We start from the raw sequence: 21617 nt of genomic DNA, 5'->3' as shown, positions 1-21617 counted from the left end.
GTTCCGTCACCTTTTGGTGGTGAGCCGGATCACAGTGGATGAGCTGGGCGTACGCCTGTGGATCAGCCGCTGCGGCGCACGCCCCGCCGGCGCGGCTCAGCTGTCGAAGCCCAGTCCCAGCTTGTCCATCGTCCTGAGCCAGAGATTGCGCCGTCCGCCGTGCGCGTCCGCCCGCGCCAGCGACCACTTGGTGAGCGCGATGCCGGTCCAGGCGAAGGGCTCGGGCGGGAACGGCAGGGGCTTCTTGCGGACCATCTCCAGTTCCGTGCGCTCGGTGCGCTCCCCCGCCAGCAGGTCGAGCATCACGTCCGCGCCGAACCGGGTCGCGCCCACGCCCAGGCCCGTGTAGCCGGCCGCGTACGCGACCTTTCCGTGGTGCGCCGTGCCGAAGAAGGCCGAGAAGCGCGAGCAGGTGTCGATCGCACCGCCCCAGGCGTGGGTGAAGCGGACGCCCTCCAACTGCGGGAAGCAGGTGAAGAAGTGCCCGGCGAGCTTCGCGTACGTCTCCGGGCGGTCGTCGTACTCGGCGCGCACCCGGCCGCCGTACGGGTAGATCGCGTCGTAACCGCCCCACAGGACGCGGTTGTCCGCGGAGAGCCGGAAGTAGTGGAACTGGTTCGCCGAGTCCCCGAGGCCCTGCCGGTTCTTCCAGCCGACGGACGCCAGCTGGTCGGCGGTCAGGGGTTCGGTCATCAGCGCGTAGTCGTAGACCGGGACGGTGTACGCGCGCACCCGCTTGACCAGGTTCGGGAAGATGTTGGTGGCGAGCGCCACCTGGCGGGCACGGACGGACCCGTACGGAGTGCGTACGGCCATGCCGGCGCCGTACGCCTTCAGGGCGAGCGCGGGCGTGTGCTCGTACACCCGCACCCCGAGCCGCAGGCAGGCCCGCTTGAGACCCCAGGCGAGTTTGGCGGGGTGGAGCATGGCGACGCCGCGGCGGTCGTGCAGGCCCGCGAGGAAGGTCGGCGAGTCGACCTGCTCGCGGACCGCGTCGGCGTCCAGGAACTCGATGCCGTCCGCCAGGCCCCGCTCCCGCAATTCCTCGTGCCACTCGCGGAGTTCGGCCGCCTGGTGCGGCTCGGTGGCGACGTCGATCTCGCCGGAGCGCTCGAAGTCGCAGTCGAGGGAGTAGCGGGCGACGGCCGCCTCGATCTCGTCGAGGTTGCGGGCGCCCAGCTCCTCCAGCTTCCTGATCTCGTCCGGCCAGCGGGTGAGTCCGTTGGCCAGGCCGTGGGTCAGGGACGCGGCACAGAAGCCGCCGTTGCGGCCCGAGGCGGCCCAGCCCACCTCGCGGCCCTCCAGGAGCACCACCTCACGCTGCGGGTCGCGCTCCTTGGCGATCAGCGCGGTCCACAGTCCGCTGTAGCCACCGCCGACGACGAGCAGGTCGCAGGTCTCGGCGCCGGTGAGGGCGGGCTCGGGGTGGGGCTTGCCCGGGTCGTCCAGCCAGTACGGAACCGGCTGGGCTTCGGAAAGAGACGTGGTCCAACGGGTCATGGCGCTCGGGGCCATGATTTCAACTCCCTACAGCTGAATTACCCACCGAAATTTCTCTGTGGGTGATGCCTTCCGCGATGTCTTTCGCTATGCCTTTTGCTTGTTGCGACGGTTGCTGACGACCATTCCGGCCAGGACGAACAGTACGGCGACGATGAACATGGCCGTACCGATGACATTGATCTGAACGGGTGTTCCGCGCTGCGCCGAACCCCACACGAACATGGGGAAGGTGACGGTCGAACCCGCGTTGAAGTTGGTGATGATGAAGTCGTCGAAGGAGAGTGCGAAGGCGAGCAGCGCACCCGCCGCGATGCCGGGGGCCGCGATGGGCAGGGTGACACGCAGGAACGTCTGCGCCGGGCCGGCGTAGAGGTCCTGTGCCGCCTGCTCCAGGCGCGGGTCCATCGACATCACACGCGCCTTGACGGCCGTCACGACGAAGCTGAGGCAGAACATGATGTGGGCGATCAGGATCGTCCAGAAACCCAACTGAGCACCCAGGTTGAGGAACAGGGTGAGCAGCGAGGCGGCCATGACGACCTCGGGCATCGCCATCGGCAGGAAGATCAGCGAGTTCACCGCGCCGCGCGCCCGGAAGCGGTAGCGGACGAGGGCGAAGGCGATCATCGTGCCGAGGATCGTGGCCCCGATGGTCGCCCAGACGGCGATCTGGAGGCTGATCGAGAGCGAGCCGCACATGTCGGCGACCCCGCACGGATCACGCCAGGCGTCGAGGGAGAACTGCTGCCACTCGTAGTTGAAGCGCCCCTTCGGTTTGTTGAAGGAGAACACCGTGACGATGACATTGGGCAGCAGCAGATATCCCAGCGTCAGCAGCCCACCGATGACGACGAGATTCCGCTTGAACCAGCGTACGAAGGCCATTTAGACCAGATCCTCCGTCCCGGACTTGCGGATGTAGAGGGTGACCATGATGAGGATCGCGGCCATGAGGATGAAGGAGAGCGCGGCGGCCGTCGGATAGTCGAGGATCCGCAGGAACTGCGTCTGGATGACGTTGCCGACCATCCGGGTGTCCGTGGAGCCGAGCAGGTCGGCGTTCACGTAGTCACCGCTGGCCGGGATGAAGGTCAGCAGCGTGCCGGAGACCACTCCGGGCAACGACAGCGGGAAGGTGACCTTGCGGAAGGTCGTGAACGGCTTCGCGTACAGATCGCCCGCCGCCTCGTGGAGGCGTCCGTCGATCCGCTCCAGCGAGGTGTAGAGCGGCAGGATCATGAAGGGCAGGAAGTTGTACGTGAGGCCGCAGACCACCGCCAGTGGTGTGGCCAGGACGCGGTCGCCGGAGGTGAAGCCGAGCCAGTTGGTGACGTCCAGGACGTGCAGCGTGTTGAGGGCGCCGACGACCGGGCCGCCGTCCGCGAGGATCGTCTTCCAGGCCAGCGTGCGGATCAGGAAGCTGGTGAAGAACGGCGCGATGACCAGGATCAGCACGACGTTGCGCCAGCGGCCCGCGCGGAAGGCGATCAGATACGCCAGCGGGTAGCCGAGCACCAGGCACAGGATCGTCGCGGCGCCCGCGTACAGCACCGAGCGCAGGAACTGGGGCCAGTAGTCGGCCAGCGCGTTCCAGTACGTCTGGAAGTGCCAGGTGACCTTGAAGCCCTCCTCCAGGGAGCCCGTCTGCACGGACGTGGAGGCCTGGTAGACCATCGGCAGCGCGAAGAAGATCAGCAGCCAGAGGATGCCGGGCAGGAGCAGCCAGTACGGGACGAGACGGCCGCGCTTGCGGGGCGGCTTCTTGTCGGGCTGCGGCGCGAGGAGTGGCGCCTCGGTGACGCTGGCCATCAGGCGGCCTCCTCCTCGACCGTTTCCACGCCGGCGTCGATGTCCTGCGCCGCGTCGAGGCCGAAGGTGTGCGCCGGGCTCCAGTGCAGGACCACCTCGGCGCCGGGGGTGAGCCGGGCGTCGCGGTCGATGTTCTGGGAGTAGACCTCGAACTCGGGGCAGACGGCGCTGTCGACGACGTACTGAGTGGAGACGCCGATGAAGCTGGAGTCGGCGATCCTGCCGGTGATCCGGTTGCGGCCGGCCGGTATCTCGCCCGCGTCGTCGACGTGTGTGAGCGATATTTTCTCGGGGCGGACTCCGACCAGGACCTTGCCGCCGGTCGTCGTGGGCGCCGAACATCGCGCCTGCGGCAGGACCAGCTTGCCGCCGCCCGCCGCCAGGACGATGTCGTCGCCGTCCTTGCTGTCGACGGCGGCCTCGATGAGGTTCGAGGTGCCGAGGAAGTTGGCGACGAACGTGGTCTGCGGGTTCTCGTAGAGGTCCGCGGGGGCGCCGAGTTGCTCGACGCGGCCCGCGTTCATCACGGCGACCGTGTCGGCCATCGTCATGGCCTCCTCCTGGTCGTGCGTGACGTGTACGAAGGTGATGCCGACCTCGGTCTGGATGCGCTTGAGCTCCAGCTGCATCTGGCGGCGCAGCTTGAGGTCGAGGGCGCCGAGCGGTTCGTCGAGGAGCAGCACCTTGGGGTGGTTGATCAGGGCGCGGGCCACGGCGACGCGCTGCTGCTGGCCGCCGGAGAGCTGGTGCGGTTTCTTGCGGGCCTGCTCGCCGAGCTGGACGAGCTCCAGCATGTCCTCGACCTGCTTCTTCACCGACTTGATGCCGCGCCGGCGCAGACCGAAGGCGACGTTCTCGAAGATGTCGAGGTGCGGGAAGAGGGCGTAGGACTGGAAGACGGTGTTCACCGGCCGCTTGTACGGGGGCAGGTGGGTCACTTCCTGGTCGCCGAGGAAGACGGTGCCGGAGGAGGGTTCCTCCAGACCCGCGATCATCCGCAGGGTGGTGGTCTTGCCGCAGCCCGACGCCCCGAGAAGGGCGAAGAAGGAGCCTTCGGGGACGGTCAGGTCGAGGGGGTGGACGGCCGTGAAGGAGCCGTACGTCTTGCTGATCCCGGAGAGGCGGACGTCGCCGCCGTTGTCTGTCGTCATGGTGTGGTCCCTGGATGTCGGGGTCGTCTTTGGTTCCAGGCGAGGACGCGGTCGCCGCGCGAGTCGCGACCGCTCGGCCGCCGGAGGCGTCACGCCCCTGTGAGCTTCGCGAACTTCTGCTGGTAGGCCGTCTCTTCCTTCGAGCTCAGTGAGCGGAAGGCGTGGGACTTGGCCTGCATGGCCTTGTCGGGAATGATCAGCGGGTTGTCCGCCGCCGACTTGTCGATCTTGGCGAGATAGGGCTGCACTCCCGCGACCGGGCTCACGTAGTTGATGTAGGCGGCGAGTTCGGCGGCCGGTTCGAGCTCGTAGTAGTAGTCGATGAGCCGCTCGGCGTTCGTCTTGTGGCGCGCCTTGTTGGGGATCAGCATGTTGTCGGTCGACGTCATGTAGCCGCTGTCCGGGATCACATAACCGACGTCAGGGCTGTCCGCCTGGAGCTGGACGATGTCACCGGCCCAGGCGACGCATGCGGCGAAGTCGCCCTTGGTGAGGTCCGACGTGTAGTCGTTGCCCGTGAAGCGGCGGATCTGGCCCTTGTCGACGGCCTTCTGGAGGCGGGCGATCACCGCGTCGTAGTCGTCGTCGGTGAACTTCGCCGGGTCCTTGCCCATGTCGAGCATGGTCATGCCGATGCTGTCGCGCATCTCGGTCAGGAAGCCGACGCGGCCCTTGAGTTTGGGGTTGTCGAGCAGGTCGGAGACCGACTTCACTTCGACGCCGTCGAGCGCTTTCTTGTTGTATGCGATGACGGTCGAGATGCCCTGCCACGGGTACGAGTACGCCCGGCCGGGATCCCAGTCGGGGCTGCGGAACTGGTCCGACAGGTTGGCGAAGGCGTGCGGCAGGTTGGACGCGTCCAGTTTCTGGACGTAGCCCAGACGGATCATGCGGGCGGCCAGCCAGTCGGTGACCACTATGAGGTCGCGGCCGGTGTCCTGACCCGCGGCGAGCTGCGGCTGGACCTTGCCGAAGAACTCGTCGTTGTCGTTGATGTCCTCGGTGTACTTGACCTGGATACCGGTCCGCTTGGCAAAGGCGTCGAGCGTGGGACGGTGCTTGCCGCTGTCGTCCACGTCGATGTACTCGGGCCAGTTGGAGAAGTCGATGACCTTCTCCTTGGCCGAGTGGTCGTCGGCGGAGACGCCGCCCTGGGTCTTGCCCGCGGCCGGGATCCCGCAGCCGCTCAGCGCGCCGAGCCCGCCGACGGCGAGCGCGCCGCCCGCGGAGGCGCGCAGCAGCGAGCGGCGGCTGAGCGCGGCCCTGCCATTCGTGAAACTGCGCCGCATGGCGGCCACTTGGGCCGGGGAGAGGCGGTCCGGCTCGTACTGCTCCATGCTCGTGATGCCCTTTCGGAAGGGTCGCGGCCGTGGTCTGGCGGCCTGGTCTGCCACTCGGCGATAGTCGGAAGCCGACGCGCGGCCGGCTCCGGATCGACTAGGGCCGATCCCCGAAGATCGTGCGGTGCCAGTCCTTCCTGGCGACCGCGGTGTTGTCGAACATGACGTGCTTGATCTGGGTGTACTCCTCGAACGAGTACGCCGACATGTCCTTGCCGAAGCCGGACGCCTTGTAGCCGCCGTGCGGCATCTCACTGATGATCGGAATGTGGTCGTTGACCCACACGCAGCCCGCCTTGATCTCGCGGGTCGCACGGTTGGCCCGGTACACGTCCCGGCTCCACGCGGAGGCGGCGAGACCGTACGGAGTGTCGTTGGCGAGCCGGATTCCCTCGTCGTCGCTGTCGAAGGGGAGCACCACCAGGACGGGACCGAAGATCTCGGACTGGACGATCTCGCTGTCCTGGGGAGCGTCGGCGACGAGCGTGGGCCGGTAGTAGGCGCCGTCCTTGAGCTCTTCGGGGATCTCTCCGCCGGTCACCACACGTGCGTAGCCGCGGGCCCGGTCGACGAATCCGGCCACGCGGTCGCGCTGGGCGTGCGAGATCAGCGGGCCGAGGTCGGTGCCGGAGGCGAACGGGTCGCCGAGGCGGACGCTCGCCATCAGGGCGGCCGTCCTGGCGACGAACTCTTCATAGAGGGGCCTTTGTACGTACGCGCGCGTGGCGGCGGTGCAGTCCTGCCCACTGTTGATGAGCGATCCCGCGACCGCGCCGTTCACGGCCGCGTCCAGGTCCGCGTCGTCGAAGACCACGAAGGGGGCCTTGCCGCCCAGTTCCAGATGGAGTCGCTTGACGGTCGAGGTGGCGATCTCGGCGACGCGCTTGCCGACCGCGGTGGACCCGGTGAAGGAGGTCATCGCCACGTCGGGGTGGCCGACGAGGTGCTCGCCGGCGTCCCTCCCGGCCCCCGTCACTATGTTGATCACGCCGTCCGGGATGCCCGCCGCGGTGGCGGCCTCGGCGAAGAGGAGCGAGGTCAACGGGGTCAGCTCGGCGGGCTTCAGCACGATCGTGTTGCCCGCGGCGATCGCCGGGAGGATCTTCCAGGCGGCCATCTGGAGGGGGTAGTTCCAGGGCGCGATGGAGCCGACGACACCGATGGGCTCACGGCGTACGTACGAGGTGTGGTCGCCGGAGTACTCGCCCGCGGACTGCCCTTGCAGATGCCGGGCCGCGCCCGCGAAGAAGGCGATGTTGTCGATGGTGCCGGGCACGTCGAACTCGCGGGTCAGCTTGAGGGGCTTTCCGCACTGGAGCGACTCCGCCCGGGCGAACTCCTCGGCGCGGTCGGCGAGCACGGCGGCGAAGCGGTGCAGGGCGTCGGAGCGCTCGCCGGGGGTGACGCCCGCCCAGCCGGGGAACGCGTCGAGGGCGGCGGCGACGGCCGCGTCCACGTCGACGGTGCTCGCCAGCTCGTATGTGTAGACCTCGTCGCCGGTGGCGGGGTCGACGACCGCGTGCGTACGGCCCGATGTGCCCTTGGTCAACCGGCCCGCGATGTACTGCGCGCCGTCCGCGAAGCGGTCCTGCGCCTGGAAGCGATGGCCCGGATTGTGCATGTCGCTCTCCTCCGCCGTTCTCCCCGCTGCCGCAGGGGTGGGCGTAGCTCCAGCTCGATTTGAGTGCCGATCCTGACAGAGCGAAGGGACTCCAACAAGTGATTCCGTTGTTGCCTTTTGGTTACGCGACGGAATCTGTCGACCAGGTGTCGAGTCCCCATGGAAAAGGCGGGACGGAATGTCAGTGGTGCGTGCCACAGTGGCGTGCATGGCGAAGATCGATTCTTGGGAAGCGCTGGTCAGCGCGGTCCGCTCGGGGGCAAGGGTCAAGTACCTGCACTTCTGGGGGCACCGTCCGCGACCGGACGGTCAGGTGAGTGCGAGCTGCCTGAGCCAGTGGTGGCCGTCACCGTTCGTGGTGGACGGTGTCTCCTACGCGACCGCCGAGCACTGGATGATGGCGGGCAAGGCGCGGCTCTTCGGCGACGCGGAGGCGCAGCGGCGCGCGATCGAGGCGTCCAGCCCCGCGCTCGCCAAGAAGGTGGGGCGGCTCGTGCGCGGCTTCGACGAGGCGACCTGGGAGCGCGAGCGCTTCGGGATCGTCGTCGAGGGCAGCGTGCACAAGTTCGCCGCCCATCCCGAGCTGCGCGCGTTCCTGCTCGGCACGGGCACGCGGGTGCTGGTCGAGGCCAGCCCCATGGACCGGGTCTGGGGCATAGGACTCGCGGCGGACGACGAGCGGGCGGCGGATCCCGAGCGGTGGCGGGGGCCGAACCTGCTGGGATTCGCCTTGATGGAGGCGCGGGAGCGACTCCTGGGGGACGACTAGTCGAGGCGCGGGAGCGGTTGGCGGTCTAGCCGAGGTGCGGCACGACGAGTGAAGTGGAGTAGCCGTCGTCTCCGTTGAACGGGTCGCTGTTGCCGCTGTTGTCCGGGAGGACGAAGAAGACCACGATCATCGCGATGCCGAGCGCGATGCCGACCGCTCCGCAGATGATCCCGGCCAGCGCCTGACCGGGGTTGTTCGCCTCCCCGCGGTGCGCCCTGCGTCGCCCCAGCACCCCGAAGATCACCGCGAGGATCCCCAGGATGATCGCGATCGGCCACAGACAGAACACGACGGCCGAGATGATGCCGAGCACCAGCCCGGCGGTGCCCATGCCGTTGCTCGGCTCCGGGGGCATCATCGGCCAGCCGTAGCCGGCGCTGCCCGGGTATCCGGGTCCCGGCATGGGGTAGGCCGGGTAGCCGTATCCGTAGCCGTACGGGACCTGGCCGGGGCCCTCGGGAGCGATGGGCGGCGGGGGAACCGGCTCTCCGGGCCCGGGCCGGGGGTGGGGCGCGGGTGCGGCGGCGGGAGACGCGAAGGGGTTGTCCCAGGACTGGGGCGGGGACTGGGGATGGGGCTGGGTGCCGGTTCCGGGGAGGGCGACGACCGTCGGCTGGCTGTGCACCGAGGGGGGTGTGGGGGCACCGGGCGCGTGGGAGGGTGCCTGGTCCGCGGGCGGTGCCCAGGGGTTCGGCTCGGGTCGCGGTCCGGCGGCGCCGTTGTCCGGGGAGCCGCCGGGCGGGGAACCCGGCTGGGGGTTCCCGCCGGGTATCGCGTCCTCGGGACCGGCGGCCGACGGCATGTCGATCTGGGTCGGCGGCGGAGCCGACTGGTCCGGGGATGCCCACGGGGTCGCGGCGGCGTCCTGCGGCACCTGTGGCGCCTGCGCGTCGTCGGACATGCGTGAGGTCCCCTCCTCTGTCGTACCTGCCGTCATGCTACGGCCCGGGGCTTCACCCCGTGAGCGGCGGCCTACGATGATCCCCGAATCACCGATCAGCCGATCACCCGCGTCGCCCGATCACGGTCCGGGGACGCCGTTCCGGGAGGAATCCTTGACCGACCAGCTCAGTACCCGCGAGGGCGTCCGCGACCTGCACGCCTTCATCGCCGGACTGCCCAAGGCCGAACTGCACGTGCACCACGTCGGATCCGCCTCCCCCCGCATCGTCTCCACCCTCGCCGCCCGCCACCCCGACTCCCAGGTGCCGACGGACCCCGAGGCCCTCGCGGACTACTTCACGTTCACCGACTTCGCCCACTTCATCCAGGTGTACCTGTCCGTCGTCGACCTGATCCGCACCCCCGAGGACGTACGGCTGCTGACGTACGAGGTCGCCCGAGACATGGCCCGGCAGCAGGTCCGTTACGCCGAGCTGACCATCACCCCGTGGTCCTCCACCCGCCGCGGCATCGACGAGCGCGCCTTCATGGATGCCATCGAGGACGCCCGCAAGGCGGCGGAGGCCGAGTTCGGCGTCGTCCTGCGCTGGTGCTTCGACATCCCCGGCGAGGCGGGGCTCGAGGCGGCCGAGGAGACCCTGCGGCTCGCGACCGACGACCGGCTGCGTCCGGAGGGTCTGGTCTCCTTCGGACTCGGCGGCCCCGAAATCGGCGTACCGCGGCCGCAGTTCAAGCCCTACTTCGACCAGGCGATCGCGGCCGGACTGCGCTCGGTGCCGCACGCGGGTGAGACCACCGGGCCGGAGACCGTCTGGGACGCGCTGAACGAGCTGCGCGCCGAGCGCATCGGACACGGCACCAGCTCCGTGCGGGACCCGAAGCTGCTCGCCCACCTCGCCGAGAACCGCATCGCGCTGGAGGTCTGCCCGACCTCCAACATCGCCACCCGCGCGGTCCGCACCCTCGACGACCACCCGATAAAGGAGTTCACCCGGGCCGGGGTCCTCGTCACGATCAACTCCGACGACCCGCCGATGTTCGGCACCGACCTCAACAACGAGTACGCGGTCGCCGCCCGGCTTCTCGACCTCGACGAACTCGGCCTCGCCGCGCTCGCCAAGAACGCGGTGGAGGCGTCCTTCCTCGACCCGGCCGGCAGGACGCGCCTCGCCGAGGAGATCGACACCTACGCCTCGGCGTGGCTCACGCTCTGAGCGACCAGCACAATGGGCCCATGCGCACCGTGACTGCCGTGGCCCACCGCGGCGACCCCTATCGCGTCCGCGAGAACACCATCGACTCGCTGCGTTCCGCGCTCCAACTGGGCGCGGACGCGGTCGAGATCGACGTACGGCTCACCCGCGACAAGGTGCCCGTGCTGTTGCACGACGAGACACTGAAGCGGCTGTGGGAGCTGGAGCGGCCGCTCGGGTCACTCTCCTCGGACGAGGTGCGCGGGCTCACGGGCGGCGGGGTGCCGACGCTCGCGGAGGTCCTCCATGCGACCAAGGACAGCCGGGTCCTGGTCGACCTGCCGGGAGAGCCCGACGGCCCGGCCGTACGCCGGATTGTCGAGGTCATCCGTGAGTGCGGAGCCCAGGACCGGGTGTACTACTGCGCGGGCGCCCCGGCCATGCTGGCCGTGCGCGCCGCCGACCCCGCCGCCGAGATCGCGCTGACCTGGACGAGCGTCGCACCGCCACGCCCGGCGCTCCTCGAAGCCGTACGGCCGCGCTGGCTCAACTACCGTTTCAGCCTGGTCGACCGCGCCCTCACAGCCCGCGTCCACCGCGGCGGCCATCTGCTCTCCGTCTGGACACCCGACACCCGCCGTTCCATGCGCCGGCTGCTGGACATGGGCGTGGATTCGATCACCACGAACCGCATCGACGCGCTGTGCGCGCTGCGCAAGGCCTGATGCGCGCCGCGCGAGGCCTGAGGGGGAGACGCGGGCGGCACGGTCAGGAGGTGACCTGCGAGCGCGCGCTCACCGTCGCCGGGTCGGTGGGGGTCGAGCGGGTCAGGTACTGCGGCACCGGGGCGGTGTCCTCGCCGTTGTCGCGGACGAGGCCGTAGCGGATCACTCCCTGGGCGGGACCGGTGCGGACGTCCTCGGTCACCTTGTCCCAGGTCGAGGGCTGGACGAAGAGGTTGTAGTCGGCGGGGCCCTCGTTCTGATGGAGGGTGACGGTGCCGTCGATCCAGAAGTACTCGTTCTGCCACATCTGTTGGGTGCCGGAGGGCAGGACGGCGTAGCCCACGGACGGGCCGCCCATCCAGGTCGTGCCGTCCGTCGAGCCCGACTGCACGTCGTCCATGCGGTGACCGCCGCCCGAGGCGACGTGGAAGAGCTTGCCGCTCAGCCCGGTCCAGGTCGGCATGAGCAGGGCGCCGGTGCGCTGCTGGGGCAGGACCTGCCAGCGGACCCGGAAGTAGCCCTGCCCGCTGAGGGTGACCGTCTCCCCGCGGTGGGTGAGGCCGGTGGCGGGCGCCCCGGTGGCGGTGACGCCCTTCTCGGCGCGCCGGGGCAGCGCGGCCGGGAGCGCGCTCGCGGCGGGCGCGCTGTCGACGGCGTCGACGACGGTGCCGTACAGCTGGACGCGGGTCTTCGAAGGCGAGGGCGACGGGGAGGCGGAGGGGGACGGTGAGGGGGTCGCGGAGGCGGACGGCGCTCCCGTACGTCCCGACGGTGGACGTGCGGTGCTCGCCGCCGTGGGCGCGGCGAGGACCGGGGGCGGGCCGTCGGGCGCCCGGGTGACGACGTACAGGCCGCCCGCCGCGAGGGTGGCGCCGGCCGTGACGGCGACGGCGGGCTTGGTGAGCAGGCCGAGGACCTTGGCGGACCAGCCGACGGAGGTGGCGGCGACCGCCGTCTTGCCGCCGAGCGCGAGCGACAGCGTGAAGCCGACCGGCAGCGGAACGAGGGTGATCCCGACGAGGAGGCGTTCGGCCGGTACGACGGCCTCGCGGGCGCCCGAACAGTACGCGCAGCCCCGGATGTGCCGGGCCAGCCGCTTGCGCCACACCGAGTCGGGCCGCCCGTCCCAGCGGGCGGTCACCAACCGCAGGTCGGGGCAGGGCGAGTTGCCCGCGCCGGGGTGGTGGCCGTCGAGCGCCCGCACGATGTCCCGCGCGATCTCCAGCCGCTGCTTCATCCGCTGCACCCGCACCGCCGCGTGCTGCCTGCTGATCCCGACCGCCGCCGCCAGCTCGCGCCGGGTGAGTTCGCCCGCGACCTCCAGCCACCACAGCGAGAGCAGTTGGCGGTCCTCGTCGTCGAGCCAGCGCACCGCCTCCGCGACCTCTCGGCGCTGCCCCTCCAACTGGAGCCGCAACACGGTCAGTTCGGCGAAGTCGGCGGCCTGCTCACCGGCGCCGTCGGCCAGCGGCTCGGCCGTCCGGCGGCGCGAGCGCTCCCGTATCTGCCGCATCGTGATGGCGACCAGCCAGGACCGGAAGCTGTCCGGGTCGCGCAGCGAGCCGAGGTTGTCGACGGCGCGCAGCATGGTCTCCTGCACGACGTCGTCGACGTCCGCGTGCCCGTTCAGGGCGCGGCCGACGATGTTGTAGACGAGCGGCAGCCAGCCCGCGACGAGTTCGTCGAGGGCGCGTCGGTCGCCGGCCTGCGCGCCCTCGATGATGGAGCGCCACTGCCGCCCGTCCACGTACGTCCCTCCGATGCCACGGTGACCGCCCGTGTCATTGAGCACACACGGGCGGGAGTGCAGGATCCCCCACCCCGGCGAGCCTGTCCGCGCGCTATGTCGCGGATCACAGCCGTTCGTCGGTCCTGACACACAGGAGACGGAGAGCCGCCCTCCGCGATAACAGTTTTTTGCCCTTCCCGGCCTTCGAAACTTCCACCACGCCCCACCTAAGGGCGATCCCCCACACCACCCTTACGCAGCAAGGCAGTTGATCCGGGTCAGCGCCAGGGAGCGGGCCGTCCTCGGGGAGGATCCGCCCTCGGGTGGGCGACCGCAGGATGATCTCACCGTCCCGTCCACACCAGGAGGAAGCGGGCGACGGCACGACGGAGTTCGTCGACGTCACCGAGTGGAACCAGGCGGACCGCTGGGCGGCGGGCGACATGATCTCCACGACGGCGGACCTGGAGCGGCTGCCCCTCCACCTCTTCCGTGGCGAGCTGGTCCCGGAGCCGCAACTGAAGGAGATGTTCACGGTTCCGTCGGGCATCGACGGGGCCACCATGAGCGCCGGGCTCGAGCGCTTCGAGTACGGCGGGCGGGTCTACTGGCTCAAGTCGGGCGGGCGGTACGGATACACCACGGTCATGGCGGCCACCCGCGATCTCTCCCGCACGCTCGTCTACTCGGTCAACGCCACGGACGCGAAGGGCGAGGAGATGAACCCGGTCGCCCGGCGCATCGCGATGGCGGCACTCAAGCAGTAGCGGTTCCGGCCACCGGATGCGCCCCTGGATGCACTTCCGGACTCGCTGCCGCGTTCACCGTCGGACGCGTCTTGGGACTCGCTGCCGGACTCGCTGCCGGATTCGCCGTCAGATTCGTCGTCAGATTCGTCGTCACGAGATGCACGTTCATACCGCACGGGACGATCCCGTTCGGCGCCGTGAGCTTCTTCGCCCCGGTGAGGAAGTCCACACGCAGGGACTCCACGGTGGCCGCGTCGAGGGGGCCGACGTCATAGACACCCGCCAGGGCGGCCCACACCTGCTCGACCGGTCCGCTCAGGTCGATGGGGACGGTCTCCCAGTCGACCGGAGCGAATCCCGCCGGCGCGAGAACACTGTCGAGCCCCGTACGGCTGCGGGTCCTCCGGTCCCCGAGAGCGGGGATGCGCTGCTCGACGGGAGCCGTCCCGATCGCGGACCGCAACAGCCCGACGAACAGCTCGTACGCCTCACCACCCACGGCTCCGCCGCCGATCACGCAGGCCAGCATGCCGCCGGGGCGCAGCACCCGGGCCACTTCCGCGGCCACCTGTTCCACCTCGCCCATCAGCATCAACGCCATGTGGGAGACACAGGCGTCGAAGGTGTCGTCGGCGAAGGGAAGGTGCTGGGCCCGGCTCTCCGACAGCGTCGTCCCCGCGGGCAGCGGTCGGCGTCGCGCCAGCGCCAGGGCTTCCGGGGAGAGGTCCACCCCGGCCGGCCGGCATCCCTCGGTCCGGGCGAGCAGTTCGAGCAACAGGCCGTCGCCGCAGCCGAGATCCAGTACCCGCCCGTGTCCGGCGACCCGGTCGCGCAAGATCTCGTAGCTGGACCGGCCGTCCGCGGCGCGGGCACCGGCGAACGCGTCCGTCGTCACCGCCGGCCGTTCGGCGTGGAAGGCCCGCAGGAAGGCTTCTTGCGATGTCGTCGTCATACCCGCGAACCTATCCGCCGCGCGGGTCTCCAGGTCGGTGGCCTCACACCTCCTGAGAGCAATCACGGAAATCCCGGGAAACCGGGTGCGGAATGTCGAATTTCCAGGTTTCCCCCGCCGTGGCTGGCTCCGGCCCGCAGGCGGCCCCGAAGGTGAGCGCCGTATCGAGCGATCGCGGTGCGGTGCGCCGCAGGGGAGAGGGAGTTCCGTGAACGTCACGACAACGGCGCACGAGCCGCGGGAACGGCGGGCGGCCACGCTCGTCATGGCCTGCGTGGGCGTGTTCGTCGCGTATCTGCCGGTGACCACCGTCTCGGTGAGCCTGCCGGCCATCCAGCGGGCGCTGAACGCGTCGACCGCCCAACTGTCGTGGGTCTCGGACGCGTTCGTGCTGCCCATGGCCGCGCTGATCCTGACCGCCGGTGTCTTCGGCGACGTCCACGGCCGCAAGAAGGTCTTCCAGGCGGGCCTCGCGTTCAGCGCGGTGGGGGCGGCCATCGCGCTGTGCGCGCGGTCGATCGAGGTCCTGTGGGTGGGCCAGGCGTTCGCCGGACTGGGCGCCGCCGCGCTGCTGCCCACGACGCTGGCGCTGATCAGCCACGCCGTGCCCGACCACCGCGAGCGCGGCAAGTTCGTCGGGCTGTGGGCCACCGCCCTGATGGCGGCGCTGGCCGTCGGCCCGGTGATCGCGGGACTGATCCTGGAGCACTTCTCCTGGCGCTGGATATACCTGCTGCCCGTCCCCGCCTCGCTCCTCGCGATGGCCTTCGCGGCCCGGCTGGTGACCGACTCGCGCGCCCCCGGCTCACGACGTCTGGACTGGCCCGGCCAGATCACCGCAGCGGTGGCGATCACCGCGCTGGTCTACGGCGTCATCGAGGGCGGCGCCGGCTCCTTCACCGACGGGAAGGTGATCGTGGCCCTGGTGGCGGCGGCGGTCGCGGCCGTCGCGTTCGTCCTGGCGGAGCGGCGCAGTGACAGCCCGATGCTGGACCTGACGCTCTTCCGCAGCCCCGCCTTCACCGCCACGACGCTCGTCGCCATGATCAGCTTCCTGGGCCTGATCGGCTTCTTCTTCGCCCTCAGCCTCTACTTCGGCATGGTGCAGCAGCTCAGCACCCTGGAGGCGGCGGCCCGGATGCTGGTGGTCACGCTGATGTGCATCCTCGTCGGGGCACCGGCCGGGCGGCTGATGCACAAGGTGTCGCCCCGCGTCCTGATCACCGGCGGGCTGCTGGTGACCGCGGCCTCGCTGCTGTCGCTGACGTCCGTCGACGCCGGTACGTCGTTCGGTTCGCTGGCCTGGCGGCTGGCCCTGCTGGGCCTCGGCCTGGGCTTCGTCATCACGCCGATGACGGCCGCGGCCGTCGCCTCCGTACCGTTCCGCCAGGCCGGTATGGCGGCTGCCGGGAACAGCGCGTTCCGGCAGGTCGGCGGCGCGCTCGGCCCGGCCGTCCTCGGCGCCGTGCTGTCCACCAAGGCCGGGCACACCCTGCCGGGCCACCTCACCGACGTCGGCCTGCCGGCGGCGACGATACGGAGCGTCACCTCCGTGGTGGACGCGAACGGCCTGGGCGCGGTCGCGGGCATGAACCTGGGCGCCGACCGGGGCCGTGCCCTGGGCGCCCTGTCCGAGGCCTTCCTCGACGGCCTCCACCTGTGCCTGATCATCGCCGCGGCACTGACGCTGGTCGCCGCGGCGGTCGGTGCCGTCCTGCTGCGCAGCCCGCGGCAGCCGGCCACCGGGCCGGTGGCCGGATCCGGCGCCGCCCCGGCGGCGCCGCAGGAGACCGGGGCGGCGGAGCCCCGGCTGGGGCAGCGCGGCTGACCCCGGCGCCAGGGCGCGTCTGCGGCACGGTCCGCCGGACAGGCCCTGGGGACGCCCTTTCGTGGGGACGGAACGGGCGCCCGTACGAGGCCCGGGACCACACTGGTCCCGGGCCTCACCGTCATGCTCGATCATTGACTCCGGGAGTCCGCATGGAGCGAGAGGAGGCGGAGCCGATGCCGTCCCGCGCGCTCGACGCACTCGACCTGAGACTGCTCCAGTGCCTCCAGATCGACGGACGGGCACCGCTCTCCCGGATCGCGGAGGTGCTCGGGGTCTCCGACCAGACCGTCGCCCGGCGGCTGCGGCGGTTGCGCACCACGGCACGGCTGCGGGTGCTCGGCGTGATCGACGAAAGCCGGCTCGGCCGCACCAACTGGATCGTCCGGCTGCGCTGCACCCCGGACGTGGCCGAACAGCTGGCGGGCGCGCTCGCCCGGCGCCCCGACACCTCGTACGTCTCGCTGATATCCGGCGGCACCGAGGTGATGTGCGCGATGAAGCCGCGCAGCCGGCAGGCCCGGGACGAACTGCTCTTCGACCGGTTGCAGCGCACCCCCCGTGTCGTCTCGGTCAGCGCCCACTGCGTGCTGCACTCGTTCTACGGCGGACAGCTGGACTGGCTCAACAAGGCCAACGGGCTCACCCCCGACCAGCAGGCGGCCCTGCGCCCACCGCCGGTCGAGCCGGTCACCGGCCCCCTCACGCTGGAGGCGGCCGACGAGGCGCTGCTGGCCGTACTCGTCCGGGACGGGCGCGCCACGCTCACCGAACTCCAGGCGGCCACCGGCCAGTCGGAGTCCGTGGTCAAACGGCGTCTGGAGCGCATGCGGACCACCGGGGTGCTCTACTTCGACGTCCAGTTCGACCAGGAACCCCTCGGTCACGAGGTGGAGGCCATGCTGTGGCTCACCGTGGCCCCGGCCGCCCTCGCCGACGTCGGACGGGCACTCGCCGCGCATCCCGAGGTGCGTTTCGCCGCGGCGATCACCGGCCAGGCCGGCATCGTCGCCGCGACCGTCTACCGCAACAGCGAGGAGCTGTACACGTATCTGAGCGAGAAGATCGGCGCTCTCGACGGCGTCCAGGCCGTCGAGACCGCCCTGACCCTGCGCCTGGTCAAGCAACTCGCCTACGACCCGGGCCGCTGACTTCGCCCAGGACGGGCACGGGGTACCCGGAGCGTCAGCCGCGAGCCGTGGCGCCGAGGGCCTCGGCCCGCTGGTCGAGCCTCCTGAGGACCGTCTCGCCCCACTGGAGGTTCGCCTCCTCCAGGGCCATGCCGCCGAGCAGGGTGAGGTAGGGGCCCACGCGTTCGACGGTGACGAGGTACTCCTCCTCGCTGCGGCCGGCCAGCATGCGTTCCTGTGCGCGCCGGTAGCGGGCCAGTTTGACGCCCGCCCGCTCCACACGCTCGACGACCCCGGCCCGTACGGCTTCGGCGTCTCCGATGTCGACGCAACTCACCTTGACCATCAGCTCGTCCCGGATCGCCGTCGGCCTGCTGGGGACTTCGGCCGTGTAGGCGCGCATCGCGTCGAGTCCGGCCTCGGTGAGCGAGAAGAGCCGCTTGTTGGGCCGACGTTCCTGCTGGACGACGCGGGCGGAGACGAGCCCTTCGTTCTCCATGCGCTCCAGCTCGCGGTAGATCTGCTGAGGGGTGGCCATCCAGAAGTTGGCGACCGAGGCCTCGAACCCCTTCGCGAGGTCGTATCCGGACGCCTCGCCCTCCAGAAGCGCGGCCATCACCGCGTTGCGCAGAGCCATTTCCCCAAATTAACACCCTGTATCCACACTCCATTGATTAGTCAACGGAGTGAAGGTCGTCCGGTCAGCGGCGGGGAGAGCTGCTCGGCGCGATCGACGGCTGGGCGACGGGCGTGGTCGGTGTCGACGACGGTGTCGACGACGGCGTCGACGACGGTGCCGGGGTGGGGACGGCCGGCCGGGTCGTGGCGCGGCCGGTCGTCCGGGGCGCCTGGGTGGGAATGGTCGTCCGATGCTCCGGGGTGCGGCTGGGGTCGGCGGGCGCGGGGGACGCCGACGGACTGGGGGGCACGGACGAAGGACGGCCCTCGGAGGGCGGGGCGAGCGGGACCGTCGGGGACACGGGTGCCTGGGACGTCGACAGGCCGATCGGCAGCGCGACGAGGGCGGCGACGGCGCACACCGACCCGACCCCGACCGCGGTGCGCAGCAGCCGGCGGCGGGCCGCGCCGCGGCGGATCGCCTCGTAGTGTCCGGGCGGTGGGCCGAGGTAGTCGGAGGTGGGCCGCAGGATGACGGCGAGCGGATCGTCGGGCTCGAAGTCCGGACCCTCGTCAGAGTGTGTGATCAAGACTTCTCCTCAGGTGGGCGCGGAGCAGTTCGCGGGCCGCGTGGAGGTCGGCCTTGATGGTTCCTTCCTTGCGTCCGGTCAGCACGGACACCTCCCGGATCGGCATGTCAGCGTAGTAGTGCAGGAGGATCGGGACGCGCAGTCGTTCCGGCAGCGACTGCACGAGCAGGCGTACGGACGGGTCGGACTGTTCGGTGTGCGGGCGGACGGCGGCCTCGGCGGTGGCACGGTATACGGCTCTGCGTTCGCGCTCCAGCTTGCGCCAGTGGTCCCGGACGAGATTGGCCGCGGTGACGTAGAGGAACCCCCGGGGCTCCGCCACGGAGGTCCAGCGGGCCCAGAGCCGGGTGAACGCCTCCGAGGCGATCTCGTGGGCCGTCTCGTCGTCGTCGACGAGACGGCGGCACCAACCGGCGAGGCGCGGATAGAGGGCGGCGAACAGCTCGGACGCGGCCTTCTCGCGGGACCGTTTCAAAGCTCTCCATGGTCGTGACGTCGTGCGGGCACTCGTGGGAAAGAGCCCGGGCCGACGGCGTGCGTTCCATCGGCCCGGGATCGGACCCGGCGGGTCAGGGCGTCGCCGAGCTCAGCGCGGCGAAGACGATCACGTTGTCGAGGTAGCCCGTACCGGTACGGGCCCCACCGCACGTGATGAGCCGTAGCTCGGGACGGTCCACGTCTCCGTACACCTCGTCCGAGGGGAAATCGGCCTTGGCGACCGTCCGTACGGCGTCGACCGTGAACTCCGCCGTCCTGCCGTTCTCCAGGCGCGCCACGATCCGGTCGCCCTTCCGCAACTGTGCGAGACGGCGGAAGACCCCGTCCCCGTAGGAACCGACCGTGACATGGCCGAGGATCACCGACGGACCGGTCTGACCCGGCGTCGGCGAGTTCCGGTACCAGCCCGCCCGGTCGTGCGCCGTGATCGGGGGCACCTGGACGCTGCCGTCCGCGGCCAGCCCCAGTTGCATGACCGGGGTGTCGACCCCGATGGCCGGGATCCGCAACCCCACCGGGACCGAACGCCCGAGAACGTGCGCGGCCTTCGCGGAGGTCCGCGAGGGCACCGGCGTACTCCCGGGGTGTTCGGGTGCGGTCGAGTCGGTCCCGTGGCCGCCGCAGCTCACGAGCAGCGAGGCCATCACCGCGGTGACGAACGCGCGCCTGGAGAGCGAGGTCATTCCCCGGTCGCCCGCCGGCGACGTACGACGAAGACCGCCGCGCCACCCATGGCGAACGCCGCGGCGGCACCCGCGCCGATCAGGCCGCCCTGGCCTCCGGACTTCGACGCCGTCGGCGCCACACCGGTGTCGGGCGCTCCCTTCGGCACGACGGCGACCTGCGCCGGGGACGGCGCCCGGGTCGGCCTGCCGACGCTCGGAACCGGGGACGGGGTGCCGGAGACCGGACGGGTGGTCGGCACCGCGCTCGGGGCGGCACTCGGGGTGGCGCTGCCGGTCGGCGCCTGGGACGGGGCGGCGGTGGCGGTCGGACGGACCGTCGGGACCGGGCTCGCCCCACTGGCGAAGGCGGGCACCGTGCTCGCCAGCACGGCGGTACACGCGAGTGCCATGGTGCTGAGGACAGTTCGGCGCATGAATCGCTCTCTTTCGTCGGTCCGCCCGCCCGGTGACCCGGCGGGCTGAGTTACGGATCGTGCGAAGAGACGAGGCAGCGGGAGACCGGGTTGTAAAGAGATGGCAAAGCCGTCAGAGTCCCGCGATCGCGTTCCAGCGCTTGGCGAACTCCGTGCGTTCCGTGGACGTGATGTCGCGCGCGATCGCCAGCCGCTTGCGCATGGTGGCGTCGGGGAAGATCAGCGGGTTCTCGGCGAGGGCGGCGGTGTCCTCGTCCTTGGCGGAGGCGAGGACGTGCTGGGCGGCCGGGACCGGGCAGACGTAGTTGACCCAGGACGCCAGTTCGGCGGCGACCTCGGGCTCGTAGTAGTAGTCGACGAGCTTCTCGGCGTTGGCCTTGTGACGGGCCAGGTTGGGGATCATCAGCGAGTCGGACCACAGCTCGGCGCCCTCCTCGGGGACGACGAAGCGGATGTCCGGGTTGTCCGCCTGAAGCTGGATCACGTCGCCCGAGTAGGCCTGACAGGCCAGTACGTCACCGCTGACCAGGTCCTTGGTGTAGTCGTTGCCCGTGAAGCGGCGGATCTGGCCGCTGTGCACGTACTTCTCGACCTGGTCGCAGATCTTGTGGAAGTCGTCGGCCTTCCACCGGGTGATGTCGACGCCGTTGCCCTGCATGAGCAGCGCGAACGCCTCGTCGAGGCCGGAGAGCAGGGTGACCCTGCCCTTGAGGTCGGGGGCCCACAGGTCCGAGACGTGGTTGATCTCGCGGCCGAGCTTGTGGCGGTTGTACGCGATGCCGGTGATACCGGACTGCCACGGCACGGTGGACTTGCGGCCCGGGTCGAACGCGGGCCGACTCAGCAGCGGGTCGAGGTACTTGGCGACGTTCGGCTGCCCCGCGCGGTCCATCTCCTGCACCCAGCCGAGCCGGACGAAGCGCGCGCACATCCAGTCGCTGATGACGATCAGGTCGCGGCCGGTCTGCTGGTGGTTCATCAGGGACGGGCTGATCTTGCCGAAGAACTCGTCGTTGTCGTTGATCTCCTCGATGTAGTCGACGGAGATCCCGGTGCGCTCGCGGAACGCGTCCAGCGTGGGCCGCTTCGTGTGGTCCTTGTCGTCGGTGTCTATGTAGAGCGGCCAGTTCGCCCAGGTCAGCTTCTTGTCGCGGGCCGAGAGGTCGGCTCCGGCGCGGTCGCCGGGTGACACGTACGCGGCGGGCACCCCGCAGCCCGCGAGCGCCCCGAGCGCCGTACCCCCGCCCAAGGAGCGCAGCAGGGACCGGCGGGACAGCGGCGAGGTCTTCCGAATCTCTGGCACCCCGGCAGCATGCCTGCTGCGACTCGGCGCGAACAATGGACGCTGCGTCGAGCGGTCGCGCGCCGGCCCGACACCGTGTCGATCGCCTCATTTCCGGGCGGTCACCT

The 21617-nt window shown here is 70.5% G+C and carries 19 protein-coding genes and 2 pseudogenes; 6 read left to right on the top strand and 15 right to left on the bottom strand.

Features of this window, described 5'->3' with window-relative positions; translation table 11 throughout:
• Nucleotides 1-96: 96 nt before the first annotated feature.
• The 6 genes from AAFF41_RS33715 to AAFF41_RS33690 form a co-directional block, all read right to left on the bottom strand.
• Nucleotides 97-1515, bottom strand: coding sequence for an NAD(P)/FAD-dependent oxidoreductase (locus AAFF41_RS33715; protein WP_319747284.1), 1419 nt, complete (start codon nt 1513-1515; stop codon nt 97-99).
• Nucleotides 1516-1587: 72 nt separating this feature from the next.
• Nucleotides 1588-2388 carry an ABC transporter permease gene (locus AAFF41_RS33710; RefSeq protein ID WP_319747282.1) on the bottom strand — a complete coding sequence of 267 codons (801 nt, stop codon included), beginning with the start codon at nt 2386-2388 and terminating at the stop codon, nt 1588-1590.
• Complete coding sequence (locus tag AAFF41_RS33705; protein ID WP_319747280.1) at nt 2389-3312, bottom strand: ABC transporter permease; 924 nt, start codon at nt 3310-3312, stop codon at nt 2389-2391.
• The gene (locus tag AAFF41_RS33700) at nt 3312-4463 is read right to left on the bottom strand and encodes an ABC transporter ATP-binding protein (protein ID WP_075031262.1); all 1152 of its coding nucleotides are present in this window, start codon (nt 4461-4463) and stop codon (nt 3312-3314) included. The genes AAFF41_RS33705 and AAFF41_RS33700 overlap by 1 nt, the downstream gene beginning before the upstream one ends.
• Nucleotides 4464-4552: 89 nt before the next feature.
• Entirely contained in the window at nt 4553-5800 is a 1248-nt protein-coding gene (locus AAFF41_RS33695) for a polyamine ABC transporter substrate-binding protein (RefSeq protein WP_343325119.1), read from the bottom strand.
• A 100-nt stretch (nt 5801-5900) separates the two neighbouring features.
• Complete coding sequence (locus AAFF41_RS33690; RefSeq protein ID WP_343325118.1) at nt 5901-7424, bottom strand: gamma-aminobutyraldehyde dehydrogenase; 1524 nt, start codon at nt 7422-7424, stop codon at nt 5901-5903.
• Between the two features lie 178 nt (nt 7425-7602).
• On the opposite strand from AAFF41_RS33690, the gene ybiA reads away from it, so the two are divergent.
• Nucleotides 7603-8193 carry a riboflavin biosynthesis intermediates N-glycosidase gene (ybiA, locus tag AAFF41_RS33685; protein WP_097286427.1) on the top strand — a complete coding sequence of 197 codons (591 nt, stop codon included), beginning with the start codon at nt 7603-7605 and terminating at the stop codon, nt 8191-8193.
• A 25-nt stretch (nt 8194-8218) separates the two neighbouring features.
• On the opposite strand, the gene AAFF41_RS33680 is transcribed toward ybiA, so the two are convergent.
• The gene (locus tag AAFF41_RS33680; protein WP_319747273.1) at nt 8219-9094 is read right to left on the bottom strand and encodes a DUF4190 domain-containing protein; all 876 of its coding nucleotides are present in this window, start codon (nt 9092-9094) and stop codon (nt 8219-8221) included.
• An 87-nt stretch (nt 9095-9181) separates the two neighbouring features.
• Here AAFF41_RS33680 and AAFF41_RS33675 point away from each other — a divergent pair.
• Nucleotides 9182-10310: pseudogene (locus AAFF41_RS33675) on the top strand (adenosine deaminase).
• Between the two features lie 20 nt (nt 10311-10330).
• Nucleotides 10331-11014 (top strand): glycerophosphodiester phosphodiesterase, encoded by a 684-nt coding sequence (locus AAFF41_RS33670; RefSeq protein WP_319747272.1) that lies wholly within the window; start codon nt 10331-10333, stop codon nt 11012-11014.
• Between the two features lie 43 nt (nt 11015-11057).
• Here the strand turns inward: AAFF41_RS33670 and AAFF41_RS33665 are convergent, their stop codons facing one another.
• Nucleotides 11058-12761, bottom strand: a complete 1704-nt coding sequence (locus AAFF41_RS33665; protein ID WP_343326390.1) for an RNA polymerase sigma factor — start codon at nt 12759-12761, stop codon at nt 11058-11060.
• A 356-nt stretch (nt 12762-13117) separates the two neighbouring features.
• On the opposite strand from AAFF41_RS33665, the pseudogene AAFF41_RS33660 reads away from it, so the two are divergent.
• Nucleotides 13118-13510: pseudogene (locus AAFF41_RS33660) on the top strand (serine hydrolase); the annotation flags it as partial.
• Here the strand turns inward: AAFF41_RS33660 and AAFF41_RS33655 are convergent.
• Nucleotides 13500-14444, bottom strand: coding sequence for a class I SAM-dependent methyltransferase (locus AAFF41_RS33655; protein WP_343325117.1), 945 nt, complete (start codon nt 14442-14444; stop codon nt 13500-13502). The pseudogene AAFF41_RS33660 and the gene AAFF41_RS33655 overlap by 11 nt on opposite strands.
• A 208-nt stretch (nt 14445-14652) precedes the next feature.
• Here AAFF41_RS33655 and AAFF41_RS33650 point away from each other — a divergent pair, with 208 nt between their 5' ends.
• Nucleotides 14653-16272 (top strand): MFS transporter, encoded by a 1620-nt coding sequence (locus AAFF41_RS33650; protein WP_319747268.1) that lies wholly within the window; start codon nt 14653-14655, stop codon nt 16270-16272.
• 152 nt (nt 16273-16424) lie between these two features.
• Nucleotides 16425-17423 carry an Lrp/AsnC family transcriptional regulator gene (locus AAFF41_RS33645; RefSeq protein WP_319747266.1) on the top strand — a complete coding sequence of 333 codons (999 nt, stop codon included), beginning with the start codon at nt 16425-16427 and terminating at the stop codon, nt 17421-17423.
• A gap of 34 nt (nt 17424-17457) precedes the next feature.
• Here the strand turns inward: AAFF41_RS33645 and AAFF41_RS33640 are convergent, their stop codons facing one another.
• The 6 genes from AAFF41_RS33640 to AAFF41_RS33615 all read right to left on the bottom strand — a co-directional run bounded on the left by AAFF41_RS33640 (nt 17458) and on the right by AAFF41_RS33615 (nt 21510).
• Nucleotides 17458-18039 carry a PadR family transcriptional regulator gene (locus AAFF41_RS33640; RefSeq protein WP_319747264.1) on the bottom strand — a complete coding sequence of 194 codons (582 nt, stop codon included), beginning with the start codon at nt 18037-18039 and terminating at the stop codon, nt 17458-17460.
• A gap of 64 nt (nt 18040-18103) precedes the next feature.
• The gene (locus AAFF41_RS33635; RefSeq protein WP_343325116.1) at nt 18104-18610 is read right to left on the bottom strand and encodes a hypothetical protein; all 507 of its coding nucleotides are present in this window, start codon (nt 18608-18610) and stop codon (nt 18104-18106) included.
• Nucleotides 18594-19085, bottom strand: a complete 492-nt coding sequence (locus AAFF41_RS33630; RefSeq protein ID WP_266629138.1) for an RNA polymerase sigma factor — start codon at nt 19083-19085, stop codon at nt 18594-18596. Before AAFF41_RS33630 ends, AAFF41_RS33635 begins: the two co-directional genes overlap by 17 nt.
• Before the next feature lie 94 nt (nt 19086-19179).
• Nucleotides 19180-19791, bottom strand: coding sequence for a class F sortase (locus tag AAFF41_RS33625; RefSeq protein WP_343325115.1), 612 nt, complete (start codon nt 19789-19791; stop codon nt 19180-19182).
• Nucleotides 19788-20207 (bottom strand): sortase-dependent protein, encoded by a 420-nt coding sequence (locus AAFF41_RS33620; RefSeq protein WP_319747260.1) that lies wholly within the window; start codon nt 20205-20207, stop codon nt 19788-19790. Before AAFF41_RS33620 ends, AAFF41_RS33625 begins: the two co-directional genes overlap by 4 nt.
• A 112-nt stretch (nt 20208-20319) precedes the next feature.
• Entirely contained in the window at nt 20320-21510 is a 1191-nt protein-coding gene (locus AAFF41_RS33615; RefSeq protein WP_343325113.1) for an ABC transporter substrate-binding protein, read from the bottom strand.
• Between the last annotated feature and the right edge of the window lie 107 nt (nt 21511-21617).

The organism is Streptomyces mirabilis (genome assembly GCF_039503195.1).
Lineage (GTDB): Bacteria > Actinomycetota > Actinomycetes > Streptomycetales > Streptomycetaceae > Streptomyces > Streptomyces mirabilis_D.
The sequence above is the reverse complement of the archived record's forward strand: the minus strand, read 5'-3'. Positions and strand labels throughout refer to the sequence as shown.

Bases quoted from the DNA above. Each gene is read 5' to 3' on its own strand.
- AAFF41_RS33715 (WP_319747284.1), bottom strand. From the start codon at position 1,515: ATGGCCCCGAGCGCCATGACCCGTTGGACCACGTCTCTTTCCGAAGCC.
- AAFF41_RS33710 (WP_319747282.1), bottom strand. From the start codon at position 2,388: ATGGCCTTCGTACGCTGGTTCAAGCGGAATCTCGTCGTCATCGGTGGG.
- AAFF41_RS33705 (WP_319747280.1), bottom strand. From the start codon at position 3,312: ATGGCCAGCGTCACCGAGGCGCCACTCCTCGCGCCGCAGCCCGACAAG.
- AAFF41_RS33700 (WP_075031262.1), bottom strand. From the start codon at position 4,463: ATGACGACAGACAACGGCGGCGACGTCCGCCTCTCCGGGATCAGCAAG.
- AAFF41_RS33695 (WP_343325119.1), bottom strand. From the start codon at position 5,800: ATGGAGCAGTACGAGCCGGACCGCCTCTCCCCGGCCCAAGTGGCCGCC.
- AAFF41_RS33690 (WP_343325118.1), bottom strand. From the start codon at position 7,424: ATGCACAATCCGGGCCATCGCTTCCAGGCGCAGGACCGCTTCGCGGAC.
- ybiA (WP_097286427.1), top strand. From the start codon at position 7,603: ATGTCAGTGGTGCGTGCCACAGTGGCGTGCATGGCGAAGATCGATTCT.
- AAFF41_RS33680 (WP_319747273.1), bottom strand. From the start codon at position 9,094: ATGTCCGACGACGCGCAGGCGCCACAGGTGCCGCAGGACGCCGCCGCG.
- AAFF41_RS33670 (WP_319747272.1), top strand. From the start codon at position 10,331: ATGCGCACCGTGACTGCCGTGGCCCACCGCGGCGACCCCTATCGCGTC.
- AAFF41_RS33655 (WP_343325117.1), bottom strand. From the start codon at position 14,444: ATGACGACGACATCGCAAGAAGCCTTCCTGCGGGCCTTCCACGCCGAA.
- AAFF41_RS33645 (WP_319747266.1), top strand. From the start codon at position 16,425: ATGGAGCGAGAGGAGGCGGAGCCGATGCCGTCCCGCGCGCTCGACGCA.
- AAFF41_RS33640 (WP_319747264.1), bottom strand. From the start codon at position 18,039: ATGGCTCTGCGCAACGCGGTGATGGCCGCGCTTCTGGAGGGCGAGGCG.
- AAFF41_RS33625 (WP_343325115.1), bottom strand. From the start codon at position 19,791: ATGACCTCGCTCTCCAGGCGCGCGTTCGTCACCGCGGTGATGGCCTCG.
- AAFF41_RS33620 (WP_319747260.1), bottom strand. From the start codon at position 20,207: ATGCGCCGAACTGTCCTCAGCACCATGGCACTCGCGTGTACCGCCGTG.